Below are 22036 nucleotides of genomic sequence, written 5' to 3'. Positions count from 1 at the left end.
TTCGCGTGGCGTCAGGAAATTCTATGGCCTGCGCGCGGGCCTGTCCACGGCCCGCGCGATCCGGTCAGACCGGCTGACCCGATCAGCCGAACGAGATGTCCACCGACCCGAAGGTCCCGAAATCCGCGAAGACATGGCAGCCCGACGGCGCCTCGATCGGCCGGATGAAACTGCCCGACAGCACGACCTGCCCTGCCGAGATCCCCTGCCCGTACTGCGCAAGCCGCCGCACCAGCCAGACGATGCCCATCGCCGGATCGTTCAGCACCCCAGCGCCCAGCCCGGTTTCCTCGACCTCGCCATCGCGGGCGACGATGGCCCCGGTCCAGCGCAAATCGAACGCATCGACCGGGTGGCGTTCCCGGCCCAGCACAAGACCCGCATTGGCCGCATTGTCGGATATGGTATCGCAAATCTGCCTTGGCGCCCCCGAATCCGGGTCTTTTCGCAGGATACGTGTATCGAGGATCTCAAGGCTCGGCGCCACGTACTCGGTCGCCGCCAGCACATCGTCGCGCGAGATGTCGCCCGACAGATCGGATTTCATCACGAAAGCGATCTCGGCTTCGATCCGGGGCTGGATGAACCGTCCGGCGGGAACGGTCGCGCCGGTGTCGAAATGCATGTCGTCGAACAGGATGCCGCTGTCGGGCGTGTCGATCTGCAACGCCTGCTGCATCGCCTTCGACGTCAGGCCGATCTTCCAGCCCGTCACGATCGCCCCAGCCGCGCGCTTTCGTTCGCAGAACGCCGCCTGAACGGCATAGGCGTCATCCATGTCGATGTCGGGATGGGCCACGGTCAACAGCCCGATCTGGCGACCCGTTTGCTCTGCCTCGAACAGCGCCGCGCCGGCGGCTTCGATCTCATCCGGTGTCATTCGTCCACCACCCCGTTCACCAGCGTACCGATCCCTTCGACCGACACCTCGATTTCGTCTCCGGGCACCAGAAAACGTGGCGGGTCGAACCGCGCCCCCGCCCCCGTCGGCGTGCCGGTGACGATGATGTCGCCCGGCACCAGCGTCGTGAAGGTCGAGATATAGGCGATCTGCCGCGGGATCGGGAACAGCATCCGGCCGGTGCGATCCTGTTGGCGGACCTCGCCGTTCACCTTCGTCACGATCTCGACGTCCGCAAGCTGCGCCCGATCGGTAAACGGCACCAGCCACGGCCCCATCGCGCCCGACCCGTCCCAGTTCTTGCCCTGCGTGACGTTGAACTTCGCATGCCGCACCCAGTCGCGGATCGTCCCCTCGTTGCACAGCGTCACCGCCGCGATGTGGTCATAAGCCTCAGCCTCGGGAATGCGCCGTCCGCCCTTGCCGATCACGATGGCGATCTCGCCCTCGTAATCCAGTTGCGGCGACTCCGGAGGCCGGACCAGCGGCTGCCCGTGGCCGGTGAACGACCGCGGAAAGCGCGGGAACAACGACATGTTGGGCGGCGCCTCTTGCCCGTCCTTGTACTCGGCATTCCGGTCCGGGAAGTTCACCCCGACACAGATGATCTTCTCTGGCGCCGGCACCGGCGGCAGGAACGTCACCTCTGACAATGCGTGGGTGTCGCCGCGCGCGTCGGCTTCGGCGGCCAGCGCGTCGAACCCGCCCACCTCTACGACCTCGCGCAATGTCGGCCAGTCCGGGAACAGATCGTTCACCGCCGAAAATCCGGTTTCCGTCACCGCGCCGTACAGGACCGCCCCGCCCGCGCGTACCGTCGAGAACTTCATTACCGCCCCCTCCTTCTTCTCTTCGAAAATACCTCCGCCGGAGGCAAGAAAGTCAATGTCCCGCCCTCACGGCGCAACGATCGGCTGCGCCTTCAAAAGCGACGGGCGCACCTCGGCCCCTTCGAACACGCTGCCCTCTTCGAACCACGACTTCGGCGCCGGCGCCCCCCATAGGGTCTGGCGCTGAGGGTCCTTCAGATCCCATTTGATCGGCTCAAGATCGGGATCAACCGTCTGGTAGTCGGAACAATAGATCTCGATCCGGTGTCCGTCGGGGTCGCGGATGTACAGGAAGAACGCGTTCGAGATGCCGTGGCGGCCCGGTCCGCGTTCGATATTCGAAACCCAGCCGGTGGTCGCCATCAGGTCGAGAAGGTCGATGATGTTCAGCGGCGTCGGCACCCAGAACGCAGTGTGATGCAAGCGCGGGCCAGTGCCGTTGGTGAAGGCCATGTCGTGCACGCCGCCCTTGCGGTGGCACCAAGCCGCCCACAGGTGACCGCTGTCCTCGTCCTCGGTGTACTCGGTCACGCGAAAGCCCAGCTCGTTGTAGAAGGCGACGCTTTCGTCGACGTTGGGCGAGAAGCAGTTGAAATGGTCGATCCGCAAAGGCTTAACGCCCCTGTACAATTCGTACTTCTGATGGATCGGCGGCAGCCGGTCCATGCGGGCGTAGAATTCCAGCGGGATGCCGTGCGGATCACGGGTGCGGAAGGTGCGTGACTGGTACGGGCGCTCGACCCAGTCCACCGGCAGCCCCTTGTCCGAAAAGAACTTTTCGGCCCGATCAAGGCAGTCGTCGTCGAACACCTTGAAGGACAGATCGCGCGCGCTGGCGGTGTCGCCCTTCTTCAGCACGATGCAGTGGTGGCCGCGCTCTTCCATCGCGCGCAGCCAGATCGTGTCGGCGGTTTCGTCGGTCACCTGCAAGCCCAGCGTATCGACATAGAACGCGCGCGACTTGGCAAGGTCCGTGACCACCAGTTCGACGTGGCTGAGGCGCACGATGTTGAAGGGCGGGTAAAGGTTCGGTGCGGGAATGGGCATGTCAGGCCTCCTTCGCCCCAGAGACGGGGCAATTCATTGAACAGGCAGGATTACGTTGGTCTGGCCGGTGCCGGACGACGGGAAATACTCGGTCACCACCTCGCCCTTGCCGGTGTAGGCGTCCCAACCGAGCGCCCCCAGCATCATGACGGTGTCGTGCATCGAGCCTTCGCCGCAGCAGAAGTCGGCGTATTCGGGCAGCATCTTGATGAAGGTGTCCCATTCGCCGCGCTTCCAAAGCTCCAGCACGTGCAGGTCTACCTGTCGGTTGAACTCTTTCGAGATGGTGAAGGTGCCGTTGTTGGCGGCGTATTCGTCGTTCGGCCAGATCCGGTGCGACAACGAGCCGGAGGCGACCAGAAGCACCTTTGAATCGCTTTCCTCTACCGCCTCGCGGATCGCCTCGCCCAGCTTTCGAGAGCTTTCGTAGCTATGTACCGTGCACCACGCCGCGACCGAGACGACTTTCATCTCGTGTTCGCGGCTCATGAAGCGCATCGGCACCAGCGTTCCATACTCCAACTCCAACGAGTCGAGCTGATGCGACAGCGTGTAGACGTCTTTCTCCTGCGCCTTCGCCGCAATGGCGTCGCCCAAAGCCGGGTTGCCTTCATAGCGATACGGCAGGTTCTGGATGAACTGCGGGAACTCGTTCGATGTGAACAGCCCCTCGAAGCGGTCGTTAGCGTTGATGTGATAGCCAGCGTTCACCACCCAGTGGGTGTCGCAGATCACCACGGTGTCCGCGCCAAGGGCTTTCGCCCGGCGCGCGATCTCGGCATGCCCGTCGATCGCCGCCTGCCGCTTGCCCTGCACCGGCCCCTCTTGTTCCGACATGATCATCGTCGGAACATGAGTCATCTTGGCCGCAAGTACGATTTCCCCCATCGGTCTCCTCCTTGAAAGGGAACGTTCGCGCGTTTCCCGGTCGTCCGGTCCTGTTTCGAATGGCTGCTCAGGCGCCAAGCCGCTGGATCTTGTGATCCCCCAGCGCAAAGCCGATGTGCTTCTGTTCCATGTAGAATTCGAACGACCAGTCCCCGCCGTCGCGGCCGATGCCGCTGGCCTTGACGCCGCCGAAGGGCGTCGGCAGGTGCCGCACGTTCTCTGAATTCACCCAGATCATCCCGGCTTCAAGCTTGTCGGTGAACCGCAGCGCGCGGGTCAGATCGTTGGTCCAGACATAACCCGTCAGGCCGTATTCGACGCCGTTCGCGATCTCCAGCGCCTGCTCTTCGGTATCGAATTCGATCATCGTCAGGACCGGGCCGAAGATTTCCTCTTGCGCGATCCGCATGGTGGGCGTGGCGTCGGTGAACAGCGTGGGCTTCACGTAACAGCCCGCGTCCCCCGTCGTTTCGCCCCCTGCGGCGATGGTGGCGCCGTCCTGTTTCGCGATGTCGAAATAAGAGGTCACCTTGTCCAGATGCACCTTGTGGATCAGCGGCCCGACCTCGGTCGCCGGGTCCAGCGGGTGGCCGACCTTGATGTTGTTCACCCGCGCGATCAGCTTTTCCTTGAACTCGGCCGCGACCGAGGATTGCACCAGCAACCGCGAGGACGACGTGCAGCGTTCGCCGTTCAGCGAGTAGATCATGAAGATCGCCGCATCCAGCGCGCGGTCGAGGTCGGCGTCGTCGAACACCACCACGGGGTTCTTGCCGCCCAGTTCGAAATGCACCCGCTTCAGCGTGTCGGCGCCCTGTTTCATGATCATGCTGCCGGTTTTCGATTCCCCGACGAAGGCGATGGCCTTGATGTCCGGGTGCTCGGTCAGCGCACGGCCCGCGTCTTCGCCGAACCCGTTGACCACGTTCCAGACGCCCGGCGGCAAACCGGCGTCATGCGCAATCTCGGCTAGGATGCGCGCCGTGACCGGAGAGAACTCGGCCGGTTTGTGAACCACGGTGCAGCCCGCCGCGAGCGCCGGGGCGATCTTCCACGTCGACAGCATGAACGGGGTGTTCCACGGGGTGATCACGCCCACCGGGCCGATCGGCACGCGTGTGGTGACGTTCATCAGCGTCGGCGACGGCAGGCTTTGCCCGTCCCGCGCCGAGGGGGCACGATCCGCGAAAAAGCGGAAGTTCTCGGCCCCGCGCAGCGCCGCCTTCGACATGAAGCGCAGCGCCTGCCCGGTGTCCCAGCATTCGCAGAACGCGATTTCCTCGGCCCGCGCGACGATGCCGTCCGCGATGCGGTGCAGGATTTTCTTGCGCTCGGTCAGCGGCACGTCGCGCCATTCGGCAAAGGCGGCCTTCGCGGCCTTCGCGGCGGCGTCCACGTCCTCTGCCCCGCTGCGGGCGACGGTGGCGATGACGCTGTCATCGACGGGGGACGTGGTTTGGAACGTGGCGCCGGACTGCGCCGGGACCGCCTTGCCGTCGATCAGGTTGGTCACCATCCCGTCGCGGTACGGCGCAAGATAGTCCTGCAGCCGCGCGAGGTTGTTCTGCAACTCAGCCATTCTTCTTCCTTTCGATGAAATCGCGCACTGTGTTCAGCTTCGGCGCGAGCTCTGCGTCGATGTCGCGCATCTCAAGCGACAGCATGACGGGGCGGCGATCGACCAGATCGCCAAGGTGATTCTTCGCAGCGTCGAAGATCGCGGCCGTCGCCGCCTTCCGCTTGTCCAACGGACGGCCTTCGCGCAGCCGGACAGAGATGTCGATGAACCCATTCCGGGGGTCCCCATCGGCAATCGAGTAGATTTCACAACGGATTGCGCGAACGCGGACACCGGTTTCGGGGAAGATCTCCTGTGCTGCCGCGCTGGCGCGCAGCACGTCGCAGAGGTCCGCCAGATCGACGTCCTCTTCCAAATTCGCGGAGTATTCCACGATGATATGCGGCATCTCTCCCTCCCATTTCCATTAACGTGTTAATTAATGGCATGTGACTATAAAAGCAGATTTCCTTGACAGAATCCAATGGGTAATTTTCACTGTGAAGCATCGAGTGACCTAACGTAAACGAGTGTTATGAGTCTAGCTTCAGCCAGAAAAGATGTTCCACCCATGCGCGCTACGACACGATCCTTGCCGATCGCGCTGCTCAGGGCGCGAGAACGTGTCATGCAGCCCATCCGCTCCATTCTTGCCAAGGCCGAAGTGACGGAGGCGCAGTGGCGCGTTCTTCGCGTGCTGAACGAGATCGGACCGACGGACGCAACAGAGATCGCGGGCGAAGCCTGCCTTCTCATGCCAAGCCTGACCCGCATTCTACAGGGTCTGGAAGAAAAAGGGCTGACCTCGCGCCAGCCCCACCCCAGCGACGGGCGCAAGCAGCTGGTATCGATCACCGATGCCGGGCGGGCCTTGATCGACGCACATGTCGAAGAGGCCAACAAGGTCTATGACGCGCTAGAGCGTGAAATGGGCTATGAAAAGGTCAGCACGCTGCTGGACCTTCTGAACGAACTTTCCCGACTGGACCGCTAAACGGACCGACAGGGCTTTGGGGGATGGGGATCCCTACAAATGAAAACCGCCCCGATGGCGGGGCGGTCCTTGCAGTGAAGCTGTGGGGGCTGGTTGCGTGTGGGCTCAGGCCCCTTCGGCGCGTGCCAGATAGCGCGCGAAGACCCAGCCGGTCGTCTCGCCATCCTTGACGCGGACCGGAACCCAGCCGTTGCGCGTGTCGCCAATCCGTTCGGCAAGGGCGCCCTTGGCAAGACCGGTTACGACCGCGTGACTGCTGGACGGGCCTGCCCGCATGTTCAGCGCGTTGGCGGTGACCTTGAACAGCTCGGCGTCGACGGCAGGGTCAGCGGGCTCTGCAACCTCTGTCACTTCGGGCGCGGCCTCGGGCTCGGGCTGGGGCTGGGGCTCGGCGTCGGGAGCGGCATAGCCGGAAATGGTCGCGATCACGATCGGGTCGCTGTTGGCGTTCATCACAAGACTGCCGACCTCCTCGGTCGCCGGTGCCAGCGGGATCGAGCGATCGTCGTCGGGCGCTTCGACGCTGGCAAGGCTTTCGCCGGGCGCTTCAACTTCGGGGGCGGGATCGGCAGGCGCCTCGGAAACCACCGTCTCGGGGCTGTCGCCCTGACCTTCCGGCATTTCCGCGGCCTGAGGCTGTGCGTCCGGGCCTTCGACAGACGCATCGGGCATCGCCGGGAAGATGCCCAGCGCGGCGAAACGACCAAGGCCGTCGTCTTCGGCGGGCTTTGCAGCATCGCCGGTCATCCGGACGCCGACCTCTCGGTCGTCGAACAGGTGCGGCAACAGACCGAAGGGCACGGCACTGACCATGCCAAGCGCCATATTGCCCGTCACCATGCCCGGCATCGCCCCGCGCGGGGTGATCCCGGCGTCGGCGACGATCTCGGCTTTGGTGTCGACCGGCAGCAGCGCCTCGGGTGTCGACGCGGCGGCCGATCCTGACGGCACCTCGGCCGACGCAAGCGTCACGGTGTCGTCCATCGGCGGCAATGTCACCACATCGACGGGTTCGACCGGCTGCGCGGTCGCAGGTTCTTCGGACAGGGTGACGAACGGCAGCGTCACCGAGGCAGCAATAAGTATTCCGAAAAGCAGCAGGTAGCGCATAGTGCCCTCCAGGACGGTTTCCCCGGCCCGAACATAACCGCGCAATTTTGGTTAAAGCGTGGCAAGCTCGGGCCGGTACCGTGCCGGATCAGGCCGATTTGAACAGGCCGTCGGCCTTCGCGCCTTCGTAGGCTTCGTCGATGGATTTCAACGCCCGTTCGACCATCGTGTCGATCTCTTCGGGGGTAATCACCAGCGGCGGGCAGACGATCATCCGGTCGCCGACGTGGCGCATGATGACGCCGTTGGCGAAACAGCGTTCGCGCACGCGCAGACCGATGGTGCCGACCGGGGCCTCGAACTTGGCGCGGGCGTCTTTGTCGGGCGACAGCTGCAGACCACCCAACATCCCGAAGGTGCGCGGATCGGCGACCATCGGGTGCTCGCCCAGCGTGGCGAACTTCTCGGCCAGCGCGGGGGCGGCGATGTCACGGACATGCTGCAGCACGCCTTCCTCGTCCAGCAGGCGCACGTTCTCAAGCGCGACGGCACAGGCGACGGGGTGGCCCGAGTAGGTATAGCCGTGGTTAAAGTCGCCCGCCGCGTTTACAACAGCCGCCACATCCTTGTGGACGATCGAGCCGCCGACGGGCTGGTAGCCCGAGGTGACTCCCTTGGCGAAGGTCATGATGTCCGGCCGGATGTTCATCGCTTGGCTGCCGAACCATTCGCCGGTGCGCCCGAAGCCGCAGATCACCTCGTCCGCGATCAGCAGGATGTCATGCGCGTCGCAGATGCGCTGGATCTCGGGCCAGTAGGTTTCCGGCGGGATGATCACGCCCCCTGCCCCTTGGATCGGTTCCGCGATGAAGGCCGCGACGTTGTCTTCGCCCAGTTCGGCGATCTTCTCTTCCAGCTGGCGTGCACGGGCGAGGCCGAATTCCTCGGGGCTGGTGTCGCCGCCTTCGGCCCACCAGTGCGGCTGGTCGATGTGGGTGATATCCGGGATCGGCAAGCCACCCTGCGCGTGCATTGCCGACATCCCGCCAAGGCTGGCGCCGCCCATCGTGGACCCGTGATAGCCGTTCTTGCGCGAGATGATGATCTTCTTCGACGGCTTACCCATCGCGTGCCAGTAGTGGCGGACAAGGCGGATGTTAGTGTCGTTCGCCTCGGACCCGGAGGACGAGAAGAAGACGTGGTCCAGCCCTTCCGGCGCAAGCTCGGCGATGCGGGCGGCCAACGACAGCGCGGGCACGGTCGTGGTCTGGAAGAAGGTGTTGTAGTACGGCAGTTCGCGCATCTGGCGCGCGGCCACTTCGGCCAGTTCCGAACGGCCATAGCCGAGGTTCACGCACCACAGGCCGGACATGCCATCAAGGATCTCGACGCCGTCGCTGTCCTTCAGGAAGACGCCTTTCGCGCTGGTGATGACACGGGCCCCCTTCTTCGCCAGCGCGTCGCCGTGCGTGAAAGGGTGCATGTGGTGCGCGGCGTCAAGCGCCTGCAGTTCTGCCGTCGGCAGGTGATTCTGGATCGTGGTCATGTCGGGAACCTCGGGATAGAGTACGCCGCGCACGATATTATCCTGCGCGGCGCGGTCAATCTCCGAAACGCTGGGCATTGGACCGGTCCGCCCGTTACGCAGCGGCCGGACGCGTCATCCGGTCGTCCAGCGTCAGGACCACGGCGCCGGTCTTGTGCCGCGTTTCGACCCGACGGTGCGCATCGGCGATCTGTTCCAACGCGAACCGGCTGTCGATGACGGCCCGCACCGAGCCATCGGCCAGCATGTCGGCAAGCTGCGCCATGGACTCGCGCGTCTCGGACGTGACGCCGACGCGGACGCGCTTGGTGAACAGGCCACGCAGCACGTCCCGCAGACCGAACTCCAGCGGGGCGAACCGGCCGTTCGGCGACAGGATGCGCCGCACCCCGCGCCATGTCAGAACGCCAGCCGTGTCCAGCACCACGTCGAACCGGTCGCTGCCCCGGGTCACGTCGGTGTCGCGGTAGTCTATGGCGCGGGCGGCGCCTAGATCGCGGACAAGCGCGTGCAGGTCCGACCGGGCTAGCGCAGTCACCTCGGCCCCCATCGCGGTGGCGATCTGCACGGCATAGGCACCGACCCCGCCGGTCGCCCCGGCGATCAGCACGCGGTCGCCGCGCTGTACGTGCGCGATGTCCCGCAGGTAGCCCAGCGCGGCCAAGGCGCCGAACGGCACGGCGGCGGCCTCGTCAAAGCCAAGCCCCTCGGGCATCGCGGCGACGGCACCGTCGGCGTCTACCAAAAGGTATTCGGCATGGGCGCCGCCCTTGGCGGTTCCGAACACGGCGGCGCCCAGCCGGAACCGGGTGACCCCGGCGCCAAGGCCGACGACCCGCCCGGCGAAGTCGTGCCCGCCGACGGGCTGGCGTGGGCGGAACAGCCCGAACAGCAGGCGGGCGGGCAGCTTGAAGGCCGGGAAATCCGCCGCGCGGATGCGCCAGTCGGCCGATGTGACGCCAGCGGCGGCGACCTGAACAAGGATCTGGCCGGGCCCAGCGTCCGGGCGGGGCAGCGTTTCGATAGAAAGAACGTCGGCGGGGCCGTAGCGGCGGTGAGTTGCAACTTGCATGGTGTGTCTCCTTTATGTCTGCCACAACAGATACCCATGCGATGCCGTATGCGTAATTGACCAATATCGCCTCTCTGATATGCGTATCTGCATGGATTGGCGGTCTGTGAAATTCGACTGGAACCGCGCGCGGGCCTTCTTGGTCACCGCCGAAGAAGGCTCTTTGTCCGCCGCCGCGCGGGCGCTGGGGATGGCGCAGCCGACCCTTGGCCGACAGGTCAGCGCGCTGGAGGCAGAGCTGGGCCTTGCCCTGTTCGAGCGGGCGGCGCACGGGCTGGTGCTGACCCCTTCAGGTCTGGAACTGCTGGACCACGTCCGCGCGATGGGAGAGGCGGCAGGACGCATGTCGCTGGCCGCAGGGGGCCGTTCGCAAGAGATCGAGGGCACGATCTGCATCTCGGCCTCTGAACTGTACGCCGCGCACCTGCTTCCGCCGATCGTCGCCCAACTGCGGCAGCAGGCCCCCGGCATCGAGGTCGAGATCGTCGCGTCCAACGCGGCGGCGGACCTGCGCCGGCGCGAGGCCGATATCGCGCTGCGCAACTTCCGCCCCGAGCAGCCGGATCTTGTCGCCCGCAGACTGCGCGACGACCACGCGTGGCTGTACGCCACGCCAGAGTATCTGGAGCGGATCGGCAATCCCACGCGCCCCGAACACCTGTCGAGGGCCGAGTTCGTCGGCTTCGACACCGGCCCCGCGCTTCTGCGGGCGCTGAACGCGCTTGGCCTTGATCTTTCGCCTGCGAACATCACCGTGACTTGCGCCAGCCAAATGGTTCAGTGGTACCTTGTCCGCGCCGGAACCGGCATCGGCATGTTCCCCGAAACGCTGGGCGCAACCGATCCGGGCGTTTGCCGCATTCCGGTCGATCTGCCGCCGCTGGATGTGCCTCTTTGGCTGACAGCGCACAGAGAACTGAACACAAGTCGCAGGGTTCGCTTGGTTTTTGACCTGATTGCGAACGCCCTCACGCGATCCTGACTTCGCCGCCCCCGCGCTCGGACAATCCCCATTGCGGGGGAACGGGTTATCCGTTCAAATGCCCAATCGAAGGAGTTGCGACTCTTTCCCACAATTGGGGAGTACACTTATGAAAACGGAAATCGCCGCCCTGGTCGCCGCCACTCTGGCAGCCACGGCCGCCACCGCCGACGAGGTCCGGGTCTATAACTGGTCCGACTACATCGACGAAGAACTGCTGACGAAATTCGAGGAAGAAACCGGGATCGACCTGATCTACGACGTGTTCGACTCGAACGAGGTTCTGGAAACCAAGATGCTGGCCGGTGGCTCGGGCTATGACATCGTGGTTCCGACCGGTTCGTTCCTGCAGCGCCAGATCCAAGCCGGTGCGTTCCAGCCGCTGGACTACGAACAGCTGCCGAACGCCGAGAACCTGTGGGACACGATCAAGGAACGGACCGACAAGTACGATCCGGGCAACGAATACTCGATCAACTACATGTGGGGCACCACCGGTATCGGCGCCGACATGACCGCCGTCACCGAAGTTCTGGGCGAGGACGCCCCGGTCGACAGCCTCGCGCTGATCTTCGACCCGGCGAACATGGAAAAGCTGGCCGAATGCGGCGTGCATTTCCTTGATGCCCCGACCGAGGTGATCCCGGCCGCGCTGAAATACCTGGGCGAAGACCCGGACAGCAAGGACCCCGAGGTCATCGCGAAGGCGGAAGAAGTGCTGCTGGGCGTCCGGCCGTACATCCAGAAGTTCCACTCGTCCGAATACATCAACGCACTGGCCAACGGCGAGATCTGCGTTGCGTTCGGCTGGTCCGGTGACGTTCTGCAGGCGCGCGACCGCGCGGCCGAGGCCGACAACGGCGTCGAGATCGTCTACAACGCGCCGAAGGAAGGCGCGCTGATGTGGTTCGACCAGATGGCGATCCCGGTCGACGCTCCGAACCCCGAGGGCGCGCACACGTTCCTGAACTTCATCATGGATGCTCAGAACATGGCTGCGGCCTCGAACTACGTCTACTACGCCAACGGTAACGAGGCGTCGCAGGAGTTCCTGATCGAGGACGTGATCGGCGACTCGGCGATCTACCCGGACGAGGCGACGCTGGACAACCTGTACACCTTCACGCCCTATCCGCCGCAAGTGCAGCGCACCGTGACCCGGCTGTGGACCAAGGTGAAATCGGGCACCTGAGCTTGCCCGAGCTGACACAGAACGCGGCGGCCCGGACACGGACCGCCGCACCCTGCGAGACGGGACGCGTCTTCCCATCAGAGGGCGCGAGCCCTCTCGGGACAATGCGCGCACCCGCTTCGTTTCCCACCACGCCCCCGTTGCTGCTGGAAACCCGCGCATGAGCTCTCAGACCGTCTTCGCCCCTTGGACAGACCCGACCCAGAAACCGCTGATCCGCTTTCAGGGCGTGACCAAGCGGTTCGGAGACTTCACGGCCGTCGACAACATCGACCTCGACATCTACACCCGTGAATTCTTTGCCCTTCTCGGCCCGTCGGGCTGCGGCAAGACCACGCTGATGCGGATGCTCGCCGGGTTCGAGACGCCGACCGAAGGCACCATCCTTCTGGACGGTCAGGACATGGCGCCGGTGCCGCCGAACAAGCGGTCGACCAACATGATGTTCCAGTCCTACGCGCTGTTCCCGCACCTGTCCGTGCGTGACAACATCGCCTTCGGGCTGAAGCGCGAAGGCAAGCCCAAGGACGAGATCCACGCCCGCGTGGAAGAGATGCTGCGCCTTGTGCAGCTTCAGAAATTCGCGGCCCGCAAGCCGCACCAGATTTCCGGCGGCCAAAGACAGCGCGTGGCGCTGGCCCGGTCGCTGGCGAAGGCGCCGAAGCTTCTGCTGCTGGACGAACCGCTGGGCGCGCTCGACAAGAAACTGCGCGAGGAAACGCAGTTCGAACTGATGGACATTCAGGAAAAGACCGGCACCACCTTCGTGATCGTGACCCACGATCAGGAAGAGGCGATGACCGTCGCCAGCCGTGTCGCCGTGATGGATGCGGGCCAGTTGAAACAGGTCGCCACCCCGCCGCAGATCTACGAGAACCCGAACTCGGTCTACGTGGCGGACTTCATCGGCGAGGTCACCATCATCGAAGGCACGGTCCGCAAGGACGGCGAGGTCTACGCGATGGACTGGGCCGAGGGACAGCCGCCGATCCGCATCCGGTCCGCGCTGGACCTGACCGACGGCAGCCGCGGCTATGTCGCCGTGCGCCCCGAGAAGGTCGAGATCCATATGCAGAAGCCCGAGGACGACAACGTGCTGCGCGGCAAGATCATCGACATCGGGTATCTTGGAAACCTGTCGACCTATCACGTCGAACTGGCCAACGGTCAGATCATCCGCGCCCAGAACTTCAACACCGAGCGGTCGACCCGCCAGACCTTCACTTGGGAAGACGAAGTCTGGGTGAACTTCACCACCGCCTGCGGCGTCCTGCTGGAGTCCTGAGATGCGCCGTTTCGCCCTGATCGCCCTGCCCTACGCCTGGCTTCTGGCGCTGTTCCTGGTGCCGTTCATCATCGTCCTGAAGATCTCGCTGTCGGACTACGCGGTCTCGATCCCGCCCTATACGCCGCTGCTTGATCTGTCGGCGGGCTGGGAGGGCGTGAAGCGGTTCTTCTCGCAGCTGGACTTCGACAACTTCCTGTTCCTGACGACGGACGACCTGTACTGGAAGGCCTACCTGTCGTCGCTGAAGATCGCGGTGATCGCGACCATCCTGACGCTGCTGGTGGGCTTCCCCATCGCCTATGGCATGGCGAAGGCCGAGGAAAGCTGGCGCCCGATGCTGCTGATGCTGGTGATCCTGCCGTTCTGGACCTCTTTCCTGATCCGCGTCTATTCGTGGATGGGGATCCTCAGTCAGGACGGGTATCTGAACCAGCTTCTGCTGGGGCTTGGGCTGATCTCGGAACCGCTGCGCATCCTCAACACCAACGCCGCGGTCTATATCGGGATCGTGTACACGTATCTGCCGTTCATGGTGCTGCCGATCTATGCCACGCTGGAAAAGCTGGACAGTTCGCTGCTGGAAGCGGCCGAGGATCTTGGCTGCTCGCGCACATCGGCCTTCTGGCTGGTGACGATCCCGCTGTCGATCCCCGGCATCGTGGCCGGCTGTTTTCTGGTGTTCATCCCGACCATCGGCGAATTCGTGATCCCGTCGCTTCTGGGCGGCTCCGAGACGCTGATGATCGGCAAGGTGCTGTGGGACGAGTTCTTCTCGAACCGCGACTGGCCGCTGGCCTCTGCCGTTGCCGTCATCCTTCTGCTGATCCTGGTGATCCCCATTGTGCTGTTCCAGCGCAACGAGCAGAAACAGCGGGAGGCCGAGGGATGAGGGATCAGAATTTTCTGGAAAATTCTGCATGTCGGGGCCTATCGGAAGGCCCCTTGGGACACGATCTTCTAGAAGAACGTGACGCCCCGCCGCGGCCGGAGGTGCCCGCATGAGACGGTTTTCATGGTTCAACGCCACGTCTCTGACGCTTGGCTTCGCGTTCCTCTACCTGCCGATGGTGATCCTTGTGATCTACAGCTTCAACGCCTCGAAGCTGGTGACGGTCTGGGCCGGGTTCTCGACCCGCTGGTACGGGGAACTTCTGAGCAACGAAGCATTCCTGAACGCGGCATGGGTCACGCTGAAGGTCGCGGTGTTCTCGTCAACGCTGGCGACCGTGCTGGGCACGCTTGCCGCACTGGTGCTGGTGCGCGCCGGACGCTTCCCCGGACGCACCGCGTTCTCGGGCATGATCTACGCGCCGCTGGTGATGCCCGAGGTGATCACCGGCCTGTCGCTGCTGCTGCTGTTCATCGCCATCGGCCTTGACCGGGGCATCCTGACGATCGTGCTGGCGCACACCACCTTTTCGATGTGCTACGTGTCGGTCGTGGTCTCGTCCCGGCTGGCGACCTTCGACAAATCGCTGGAAGAGGCCGCGCTTGACCTTGGCTGCACCCCTTTCGAAGCGTTCCGGCTGGTAACGCTTCCCATCATCGCGCCTGCCGTGATATCCGGCTGGCTGCTTGCCTTCACCCTGTCGCTTGACGATCTCGTCATCGCGTCCTTCGTTACAGGCCCATCGGCCACGACATTGCCTATGAAAATCTGGTCCTCCGTCCGGCTCGGTGTCAGCCCGGAAATCAACGCGCTCTCGACGATCCTGATCGGAATCGTCACCGCGGGCGTCGTCACTGCGTCCATCGTATCGAAACGCGCCATCTCGGCGCGCCAGCGCGACGAACAGGCTGCGGCTGCCACATGACGAGCTTTCTTGACGAGTACGCGGCCTACACCGCCGCGCACGGCACGCCCGACCGCATCGAACTGCTGCTGCCCGACATCAACGCGATCCTTCGCGGCAAATGGCTGCCCGGCACAGACGCGAAGAAGCTGCAGGACGGCGGCGTTCGCCTGCCGCTGTCGACCTATGCGCCCAACATCATGGGCGAGGACATCCCCGAAACGGGCCTTGGCATCGCCATCGGCGACCCGGACGGCATCATGGTGCCGGTCGAGGGCACGCTGAAGCCGGTGCCGTGGGCCGAGGGGCACGTCGCGCAGGTCCAGTGCGAGATGACCGGCGACGGCGACGTGACCTCGCCGCTGTCGAGCCGCGACAAGCTGGCGGCGATGCTGCAACGCTTTGCGGACCGCGGGTTGAAGCCGGTGATCGCGACCGAGCTGGAGTTCTACCTGCTGCTCCCGCGCGAGGCGCCCGAGGATGCGCCCTGCCCGCCGCCGCACGCGCCCGAGACGCAGAACTACGAAATGAACGTGCTGGACCGCACGCACGAGATCCTGACCGAGATCCAGCAGGCCTCGGCGATTCAGGGGCTGGCGACGGATTCCCTGATCGCCGAGTACGGACCGGGCCAGTACGAGATCAACTTCCACCACAGCGACAACGCGCTGGAAGCGGCGGACACGGCGGTGCTGTTCCGCCGGCTGGTGCGCGGCGTGGTGCAGCGGCATGGGATGGAGGCCACGTTCATGGCCAAGCCCTATGCCGACTATCCGGGCAACGGGATGCACGTCCACGTCAGCGTGTCGGGCGAGGACGGCAACATCTTCCCCGGCACCGGGGACGATCCGTCCGAGGTGCTTGGCCACGCGGTGGCCGGGGTGCTGAAGACGATGCCCGAGGTGCAGGCGGTGCTGGCGCCGCACATGAACTCGTTCCGCCGGTTCGCGCCGGGCAGCTTCTCGCCCAACCGGCCGGACTGGGGGCTTGACCATCGCGGCGCTGCGGTGCGCCTGCCCGACACCGAGGGGCCGGGCGCACGGCTTGAACACCGGATCGGCGGCGCCGACTGCAACCCGTACCTTGCGATCACAGCGATCCTCGGCGGCGTGTTGTGGGGGCTGGACAACAAGCCGGAACTGCCTTTGCCGATCGACGATCCCACCGCCCCGCAGCCCGCGCCGCTGGCGCATGACTGGCGCAAGGCGGTGGATGCCTTCGCGGGGTCAGAGTTCATCGCAGACATCTTCGGCGAGCGGTTCGTCGAGATCTACGCGACGCTGAAATACGACGAGATCGCCAAGCTGACCTCCGAGATCACGCCGGCGGAATACCGGACCTATCTCGGGCGTCTCTGACCGGCTGGACGCGTGGAAGCGAGGGGCCTGCCCCTCGCGCTCCCCGAGGTATTTGAGAAGAGAAGAAGGGGCGCGGCCGCGGATTGAGCGGCGACGACGCCAAAAAGCAACGCGGTCCCCTTCGCGAACCGTGAGGGGTTGAAACGCGATTCAAATTCGCGCGCGGCTGTTCTATGGTGTGCCCAATAAATAAAAGACGAGGCGGGCATGCGAATTCTCATCACGAACGACGACGGGATCAATGCGCCGGGACTTGAGGTTCTGACGCGGATTGCCGAGGACGTCGCCGGGCCGGGCGGCGAGGTCTGGACCGTCGCGCCGGCGTTCGAGCAGTCGGGCGTCGCCCACTGCATCAACTACGTCCATCCGATGATGATCGCCGAGCTGGGTCCGCGCCGCTTTGCCGCCGAAGGATCGCCCGCCGACTGCGTATTGGCGGGCCTGTACGACGTGCTGCCCGATGGCCGCCCCGACCTTGTGCTGTCCGGCGTGAACCGGGGCAACAATGCCGCCGAGAACGCGCTGTATTCCGGCACCATCGGCGGCGCGATGGAAGCGGCGCTGCAGGGGCTGCCCGCGATCGCGCTTAGCCAGTTCTGGGGCCCGGACAATGCCGGGCTGGACGACCCGTTCGAGGCCGCAGCCGCCACCGGCGCGGGTATCGTGCGCAAGCTGCTGGATGCCGGCGAATGGGGCGGCGACGGCTATTCCACCTTCTACAACGTCAACTTCCCGCCCTGCCCCGCGTCGGCGGTCAAGGGCACCCGTGTCGCGGCGCAAGGCCTGCGCAAAGGCACCAATTTCAGCGCCGAGGCGCATATCTCCCCGTCCGGCCGCCGCTTTCTGTGGCTGAAGGGCGGCAACCAGCATGTCGACAGCGCACCCGGCACCGACAACCAGGTCAACCGCGAGGGCTATGTGTCGGTCACCCCGATGCGATGCGACCTGACGGCGCATGATTTGCTGGATAAGCTGCGGGGGACAGTCGAATGAACATGATGGCGCCGCCGATGATGGACGCAGAACGTACCATGCAGTTCCTGTTCGCCCTCCGGTCCAAGGGGGTCACGGACAAGCGCGTGCTGGAAGCGATGGAGAAGGTCGACCGCGGGCTTTTCGTGCGCGGCCACTTTGCCGGGCGCGCCTATGAGGACCTGCCGCTGCCGATCGCCTGCGGCCAGACGATCAGCCAGCCCGGCATCGTCGGGCTGATGACGCAGGCGCTGGAGGTTCAGCCGCGCGACAAGGTTCTGGAGGTCGGCACCGGGTCCGGTTACCAGGCCGCGATCCTCAGCCAGCTGGCGCGCCGGGTCTATACCGTCGACCGTCACCGCCGCCTTGTGATGGAAGCGCGCGAGGTCTTCGACGCGCTGGATCTGACCAACGTGACCACCATCGTCGGCGACGGCAGCTTCGGACTGCCGGACCAAGCGCCATTCGACCGCATCGTGGTGACCGCCGCAGCAGAGGACCCGCCCGGCCCCCTCTTGGCGCAACTTCGTACAGGCGGTATCATGGTGGTGCCGGTGGGTCAGTCGGATACGGTTCAAAGCCTTATAAAGGTTACCAAAACCGAGTCCGGGCTGGAGTATGAAGAGCTTGCGCCGGTACGATTTGTGCCCCTCGTCGAGGGGCTGGGACAGGACTGAGCGAAAGGCCCCGGGCAACAACGGGGTCGCGAGGGAACGAGCTATGGCAAGAATCCGCCGATCCAAAACCCGTGTCTGCCTTGCTTCTGCAAGCCTTCTGGCGCTTGCGGCCTGTGCCGACGGCTTCGACGTTGACATGCGCGACCTGAGCGGTGGTCTGGACACCACCGAGGCCACGCGCCTTGCGACAGAGCCCCGGCCCCAGCCGGACAGCCGCGGGGTCATCACCTATCCGAATTTCCAAGTGGCGCTGGCCGAGCGTGGCGACACCATCAGCGGCATGGCGAACCGGCTGGGCCTGAACGCCGCCGAGCTTGCCCGCTACAACGGCATCGCCGCCGGTGTTCCGCTTCGCGAGGGCGAGGTGATCGCCCTGCCCCGCCGCATCGACGGGACCGTCGTCACCGGTGGCACGGACGACATCGCGTCGCTGGCCACGGGCGCGCTGGACCGGGTGGACGGGGGCAACCGCAACCGGAACTCGACCGTCACCACCACGACGCTGGACGCCGCGCCGTCGGCGCCCTCGACGCCTGTCGCCGAGCCGGTGCGCCACAAGGTCACCCGTGGCGAGACCGCCTATTCCATTGCACGCCTTTACAAGGTGTCGGTGCGCGCCCTGTCGGAATGGAACGGGCTGGGCCCCGAGATGAACGTGCGCGAAGGTCAGGTTCTGCTGATCCCCGTCGCGTCGGACAGCCAGCCGTCTGCGGTTCCCGTCGCGGTAGAGGCCCCGGGCGTGGGCAGCCTTACGCCCGAGCCGCCCAGCGCCTCGCAGCCGCTGCCGGAAGAGGTCGACGTCGCCTCGGTCGCGCCGCCGCCGTCGCCGAACCTGTCGTCCGAACGCACAACCGACAGCGCATCGCGCCTGCTGTTGCCGGTATCCGGCTCGATCGTGCGGCCCTATCAGAAGGGCAAGAACGACGGGATCGACATCTCGGCCCCCGCCGGAACGCCGGTGAAGGCCGCCGAGGCCGGGACGGTCGCCGCGATCACCCGCGATACCGAGGAAGTGCCGATCCTTGTGATCCGGCACGCCGACGGTCTGCTGACGGTCTACGCCAACATTCAGAACATCCCCGTCGAGAAAGGCGCCAAGGTCAGCCGTGGCCAGACCATCGCCGAAGTGCGCGGGTCCGGGGCCTCTTTCCTGCACTTCGAGGTGCGCGAGGGGTTCGAAAGCGTCGATCCGGTGCCGTTCGTCAACTGACGCGGCGCCGGTGGTCCGCGACGCGGGCCTCGCCGCATTTACGTCACGGAAAGCCCCGTTCACGCGGGGCTTTCCGCATTTCGCGCCCCATTAACCTAAAAACCGTCCGAATCTCGCCCCGACGCGGTCCCCGTTAACCATCAATCGTGGTTACCGAACCAGGGGTGGTTTACGAAGCAGCGGCGGGGGCCGGCCAGTCAGGTCAGCGCCCGCCGAAGCATCGCCATCCCCCTCGGGAGGACGGACATGGCGACCTACAACATCCGTTTCTACAATGCCGATCCCTTCGGCATCCTGCCGCAAGACGCAGGCCAGACCTTTACGTGGTCGGGGCCGGTGGACGCGGTCGGCAAGGCCATCGTCACCGACCCGGACTCGGGCATCGGCGGCACCACGCTGGATGACGACAACGCGGGCAGCGAACGCGCGACGGCCGACATCAGCATCGGCGGCGTCACCTCGGACGGGTCGGACGTCGACGCGGAAGAGGTTTGGACGGTCCGGGATTCCGTGACCGGCGAAGAATTTCAGGTGGCCACCTTCGAGGTCGAGGACGGGGCCGCCGCCGGGTACTATACCATCACCGAGATCCCGCTGGTCGCCGGTCGGGAATACACGGTGCTGGAGTACGACAGCAATCCGGACGTCACCGCGGGCGACATCGCGTTCAGCGCGACGGATTATGTCGCCCCCGAGCACGAGATCACCGGCACGTCGGGCGATGACACCATCGACGGCAGCTATCTTGGCGATGCGCAGCAGGATTCCGTGGACGACGGTTTCGGCGGGGGCGCGGACGGCAACGACAACACGATCGACGCACAGGGTGGCGACGACGTGGTGGACGCCGGTCTTGGCGACGACACCGTCGACGGCGGGTCGGGCAACGACAGCATCGACGGCGGCGCGGGTAACGACAGTCTCGACGGCGGCACCGGCGCGGACGAGATCACCGGCGGTGCGGGCGACGACACGATCGAGGGCGGAACGGGCAACGATACCCTGTACGGTGATGGCAACGGCGGGGTGCAGGCGCTTGCATCCGGCGATGCCGAATACCTGGACTGGAGCGCGCAAGGCGGCGACGGGACGAACCTGTCCGGTGGCTTCAGCCAGACCACCGGCGACATGACGGTCTCGGTGTCCTTCAGCGACACCGGCAACAACTCGGCGCAGTATCGGGTCGAGACCTCGGACACCGCCTATACCGACGGCGGCGAGCCCTTCGATCCAAGATCGAACCTGTACCTGCACGGCGATGGCGACGGCGAGACGTCGCAGACGACGCTGGACTTCTCGGCGGCGCCGGACGCTGGCGTTCTGGACGAGGTCCGGGACGTGTCCTTCCGCCTGAACGATATCGACTATGCCCAGAACAACCACCGCGACGAGGTGACGATCCGGGCCTATGACGCGGACGGCAACCCGGTGTCGGTCAACCTGACAGCCGAAGGGAACGACACGACCGACGACACCGCCGGGACGATCCGGGCTGGCAACGCGCTGGAAGATCCGGACGATGCGCAGGGGTCGGTGCTTGTCGAGATCGCAGGCCCGGTGTCGCGGATCGAGATCCACTATTCCAACGGGCTGAACGGCACGCAGGCGATCTACGTGTCGGATGTGCATTTCACCACCGTTCCCGATCCCGACGCGGGAACGATGACCGGCAACGATAGCATTGATGGCGGCGAAGGCGACGACATCATCGACGGCGGCGCCGGGAACGACACGCTGATCGGGGGCGAGGGGTCGGATACGCTGACCGGCGGCGACGGCTCGGACGTGTATGTGCTGCACTCTGGCAGCGGCGCGGACGTGATCACCGACTTCGATACCGGCGACGATGACGGCGACGGCATTTTCAATGACCAGATCGACCTTGGCAACCTGACCGACGCCGACGGCAACCCGGTCAACGCGTGGGACGTGACGGTCACCGACGACGGCAAGGGGAACGCGGTTCTCAATTTCCCCGGCGGGGAAAGCCTGACGCTGATGGGCGTCGATCCCGCACAGATGTCGGGTGCGCAGGCGCTGGCGTCGGCTGGGGTGCCCTGCTTTGCCGAGGGAACGCTGATCCGCACCCCGCGCGGCGACGTGCCGGTGCAGAACCTGAAGGTGGGCGACAAGGTAACGACACTGCACCACGGGGCGCAGCGCATCCTGTGGCGCGGCGCACGTCGGGTGGACGCGGCGCGGCTGGCGGCGGAACCGCACAACCGCCCCGTTCGCATCCCCGAGGGCCTGCTGGGCAACTACGCGCCGCTGATCGTGTCGCCGCAACATGCGATGGCGCTGGACGAACGGCACGGCTTCGACGAGCCGGTGCTGGTCCGCGCCAAGTTCTTGGCCGAGGCGCCCGGCCCGGTGCGGGTGGCACATGGGCGGCGGGACGTGGTGTATCACCACCTGCTGTGCGCCCGGCACGAGCTGTTGCTGGCCAACGGCTGTGCGGCTGAAAGCTTCTATCCGGGGGAAGAGGCGCTGAAGATGTTTCCGCCCATCGCGCAGTTGCAGCTGACCTGTCTGATCCCGCAGCTGGGTCTTGCGCCCACGGCCGAGGTTTATGGCCCCACCGCACGCCCCATGCTGCGTCGGCGCGAGGCGCTGGAACGGCTGGACCTGCGGCTTCTGTCGCTGCGCTACCGGATGGCCTGACGGCCTTGCCCTACGCG

20 protein-coding genes are annotated in these 22036 nt (G+C 65.2%); 11 read left to right on the top strand and 9 right to left on the bottom strand.

Translation table 11 applies throughout. From position 1 onward, the window contains the following. Positions 1–82 precede the first annotated feature (82 nt). The 6 genes from hpaH to P1K30_RS13160 all read right to left on the bottom strand — a co-directional run bounded on the left by hpaH (position 83) and on the right by P1K30_RS13160 (position 5633). Entirely contained in the window at positions 83–880 is a 798-nt protein-coding gene (hpaH, locus tag P1K30_RS13185; RefSeq protein ID WP_275633209.1) for a 2-oxo-hept-4-ene-1,7-dioate hydratase, read from the bottom strand. Continuing rightward, positions 877–1731 carry a fumarylacetoacetate hydrolase family protein gene (locus tag P1K30_RS13180; RefSeq protein WP_275633208.1) on the bottom strand — a complete coding sequence of 285 codons (855 nt, stop codon included), beginning with the start codon at positions 1729–1731 and terminating at the stop codon, positions 877–879. The genes hpaH and P1K30_RS13180 overlap by 4 nt, the downstream gene beginning before the upstream one ends. 66 nt (positions 1732–1797) lie before the next feature. Then, a complete protein-coding gene (hpaD, locus tag P1K30_RS13175) occupies positions 1798–2778 on the bottom strand; it encodes a 3,4-dihydroxyphenylacetate 2,3-dioxygenase (protein ID WP_275633207.1) in 981 nt (326 codons plus the stop codon). Positions 2779–2811: 33 nt separating this feature from the next. Next, on the bottom strand, positions 2812–3666 hold the full coding sequence (gene hpaD, locus P1K30_RS13170; protein ID WP_275633206.1) for a 3,4-dihydroxyphenylacetate 2,3-dioxygenase: 855 nt from the start codon (positions 3664–3666) through the stop codon (positions 2812–2814). Positions 3667–3733: 67 nt separating this feature from the next. Then, positions 3734–5245, bottom strand: a complete 1512-nt coding sequence (gene hpaE, locus P1K30_RS13165) for a 5-carboxymethyl-2-hydroxymuconate semialdehyde dehydrogenase (protein WP_275633205.1) — start codon at positions 5243–5245, stop codon at positions 3734–3736. After that, complete coding sequence (locus P1K30_RS13160) at positions 5238–5633, bottom strand: 5-carboxymethyl-2-hydroxymuconate isomerase (RefSeq protein ID WP_275633204.1); 396 nt, start codon at positions 5631–5633, stop codon at positions 5238–5240. The genes hpaE and P1K30_RS13160 overlap by 8 nt, the downstream gene beginning before the upstream one ends. A 219-nt stretch (positions 5634–5852) precedes the next feature. Between P1K30_RS13160 and P1K30_RS13155 the strand changes: the two genes are divergently transcribed. Next, complete coding sequence (locus P1K30_RS13155; protein WP_379560743.1) at positions 5853–6218, top strand: MarR family transcriptional regulator; 366 nt, start codon at positions 5853–5855, stop codon at positions 6216–6218. 105 nt (positions 6219–6323) lie between these two features. Here the strand turns inward: P1K30_RS13155 and P1K30_RS13150 are convergent, their stop codons facing one another. The 3 genes from P1K30_RS13150 to P1K30_RS13140 form a co-directional block, all read right to left on the bottom strand. Next, positions 6324–7328 carry an SH3 domain-containing protein gene (locus P1K30_RS13150; protein WP_275633202.1) on the bottom strand — a complete coding sequence of 335 codons (1005 nt, stop codon included), beginning with the start codon at positions 7326–7328 and terminating at the stop codon, positions 6324–6326. An 88-nt stretch (positions 7329–7416) separates the two neighbouring features. Continuing rightward, positions 7417–8814 (bottom strand): aspartate aminotransferase family protein, encoded by a 1398-nt coding sequence (locus P1K30_RS13145; protein ID WP_275633300.1) that lies wholly within the window; start codon positions 8812–8814, stop codon positions 7417–7419. 94 nt (positions 8815–8908) lie between these two features. Next, entirely contained in the window at positions 8909–9886 is a 978-nt protein-coding gene (locus tag P1K30_RS13140) for an NAD(P)-dependent alcohol dehydrogenase (protein WP_275633201.1), read from the bottom strand. Between the two features lie 91 nt (positions 9887–9977). Between P1K30_RS13140 and P1K30_RS13135 the strand changes: the two genes are divergently transcribed. The 10 genes from P1K30_RS13135 (at position 9978) to P1K30_RS13090 (ending at position 22019) form a co-directional block, all read left to right on the top strand. After that, the gene (locus P1K30_RS13135; protein WP_275633200.1) at positions 9978–10868 is read left to right on the top strand and encodes a LysR family transcriptional regulator; all 891 of its coding nucleotides are present in this window, start codon (positions 9978–9980) and stop codon (positions 10866–10868) included. A gap of 109 nt (positions 10869–10977) precedes the next feature. After that, entirely contained in the window at positions 10978–12060 is a 1083-nt protein-coding gene (locus tag P1K30_RS13130; protein ID WP_275633199.1) for a polyamine ABC transporter substrate-binding protein, read from the top strand. 160 nt (positions 12061–12220) lie between these two features. Beyond that, positions 12221–13345, top strand: coding sequence for an ABC transporter ATP-binding protein (locus P1K30_RS13125; RefSeq protein WP_275633198.1), 1125 nt, complete (start codon positions 12221–12223; stop codon positions 13343–13345). Between the two features lies 1 nt (position 13346). Continuing rightward, positions 13347–14237, top strand: coding sequence for an ABC transporter permease subunit (locus P1K30_RS13120; RefSeq protein ID WP_275633197.1), 891 nt, complete (start codon positions 13347–13349; stop codon positions 14235–14237). 109 nt (positions 14238–14346) lie between these two features. Then, positions 14347–15162, top strand: coding sequence for an ABC transporter permease subunit (locus tag P1K30_RS13115; RefSeq protein ID WP_275633196.1), 816 nt, complete (start codon positions 14347–14349; stop codon positions 15160–15162). Beyond that, positions 15159–16499, top strand: coding sequence for a glutamine synthetase family protein (locus P1K30_RS13110; RefSeq protein ID WP_275633195.1), 1341 nt, complete (start codon positions 15159–15161; stop codon positions 16497–16499). The genes P1K30_RS13115 and P1K30_RS13110 overlap by 4 nt, the downstream gene beginning before the upstream one ends. A 207-nt stretch (positions 16500–16706) precedes the next feature. Beyond that, entirely contained in the window at positions 16707–17492 is a 786-nt protein-coding gene (gene surE / locus P1K30_RS13105) for a 5'/3'-nucleotidase SurE (protein WP_275633194.1), read from the top strand. Between the two features lie 2 nt (positions 17493–17494). Further along, positions 17495–18148 (top strand): protein-L-isoaspartate(D-aspartate) O-methyltransferase, encoded by a 654-nt coding sequence (locus P1K30_RS13100; RefSeq protein ID WP_275633299.1) that lies wholly within the window; start codon positions 17495–17497, stop codon positions 18146–18148. 43 nt (positions 18149–18191) lie between these two features. Further along, positions 18192–19358 carry a peptidoglycan DD-metalloendopeptidase family protein gene (locus P1K30_RS13095; RefSeq protein WP_275633193.1) on the top strand — a complete coding sequence of 389 codons (1167 nt, stop codon included), beginning with the start codon at positions 18192–18194 and terminating at the stop codon, positions 19356–19358. Positions 19359–19604: 246 nt separating this feature from the next. Next, on the top strand, positions 19605–22019 hold the full coding sequence (locus tag P1K30_RS13090; protein WP_275633192.1) for a Hint domain-containing protein: 2415 nt from the start codon (positions 19605–19607) through the stop codon (positions 22017–22019). Positions 22020–22036: the final 17 nt, after the last annotated feature.

The organism is Psychromarinibacter halotolerans (genome assembly GCF_029168315.1).
In the GTDB taxonomy this organism is placed as follows: Bacteria; Pseudomonadota; Alphaproteobacteria; order Rhodobacterales; family Rhodobacteraceae; genus Psychromarinibacter; species Psychromarinibacter halotolerans.
Note: the sequence above shows the minus strand (reverse complement) of the source record. Positions and strands in the feature narration are given on the sequence as shown.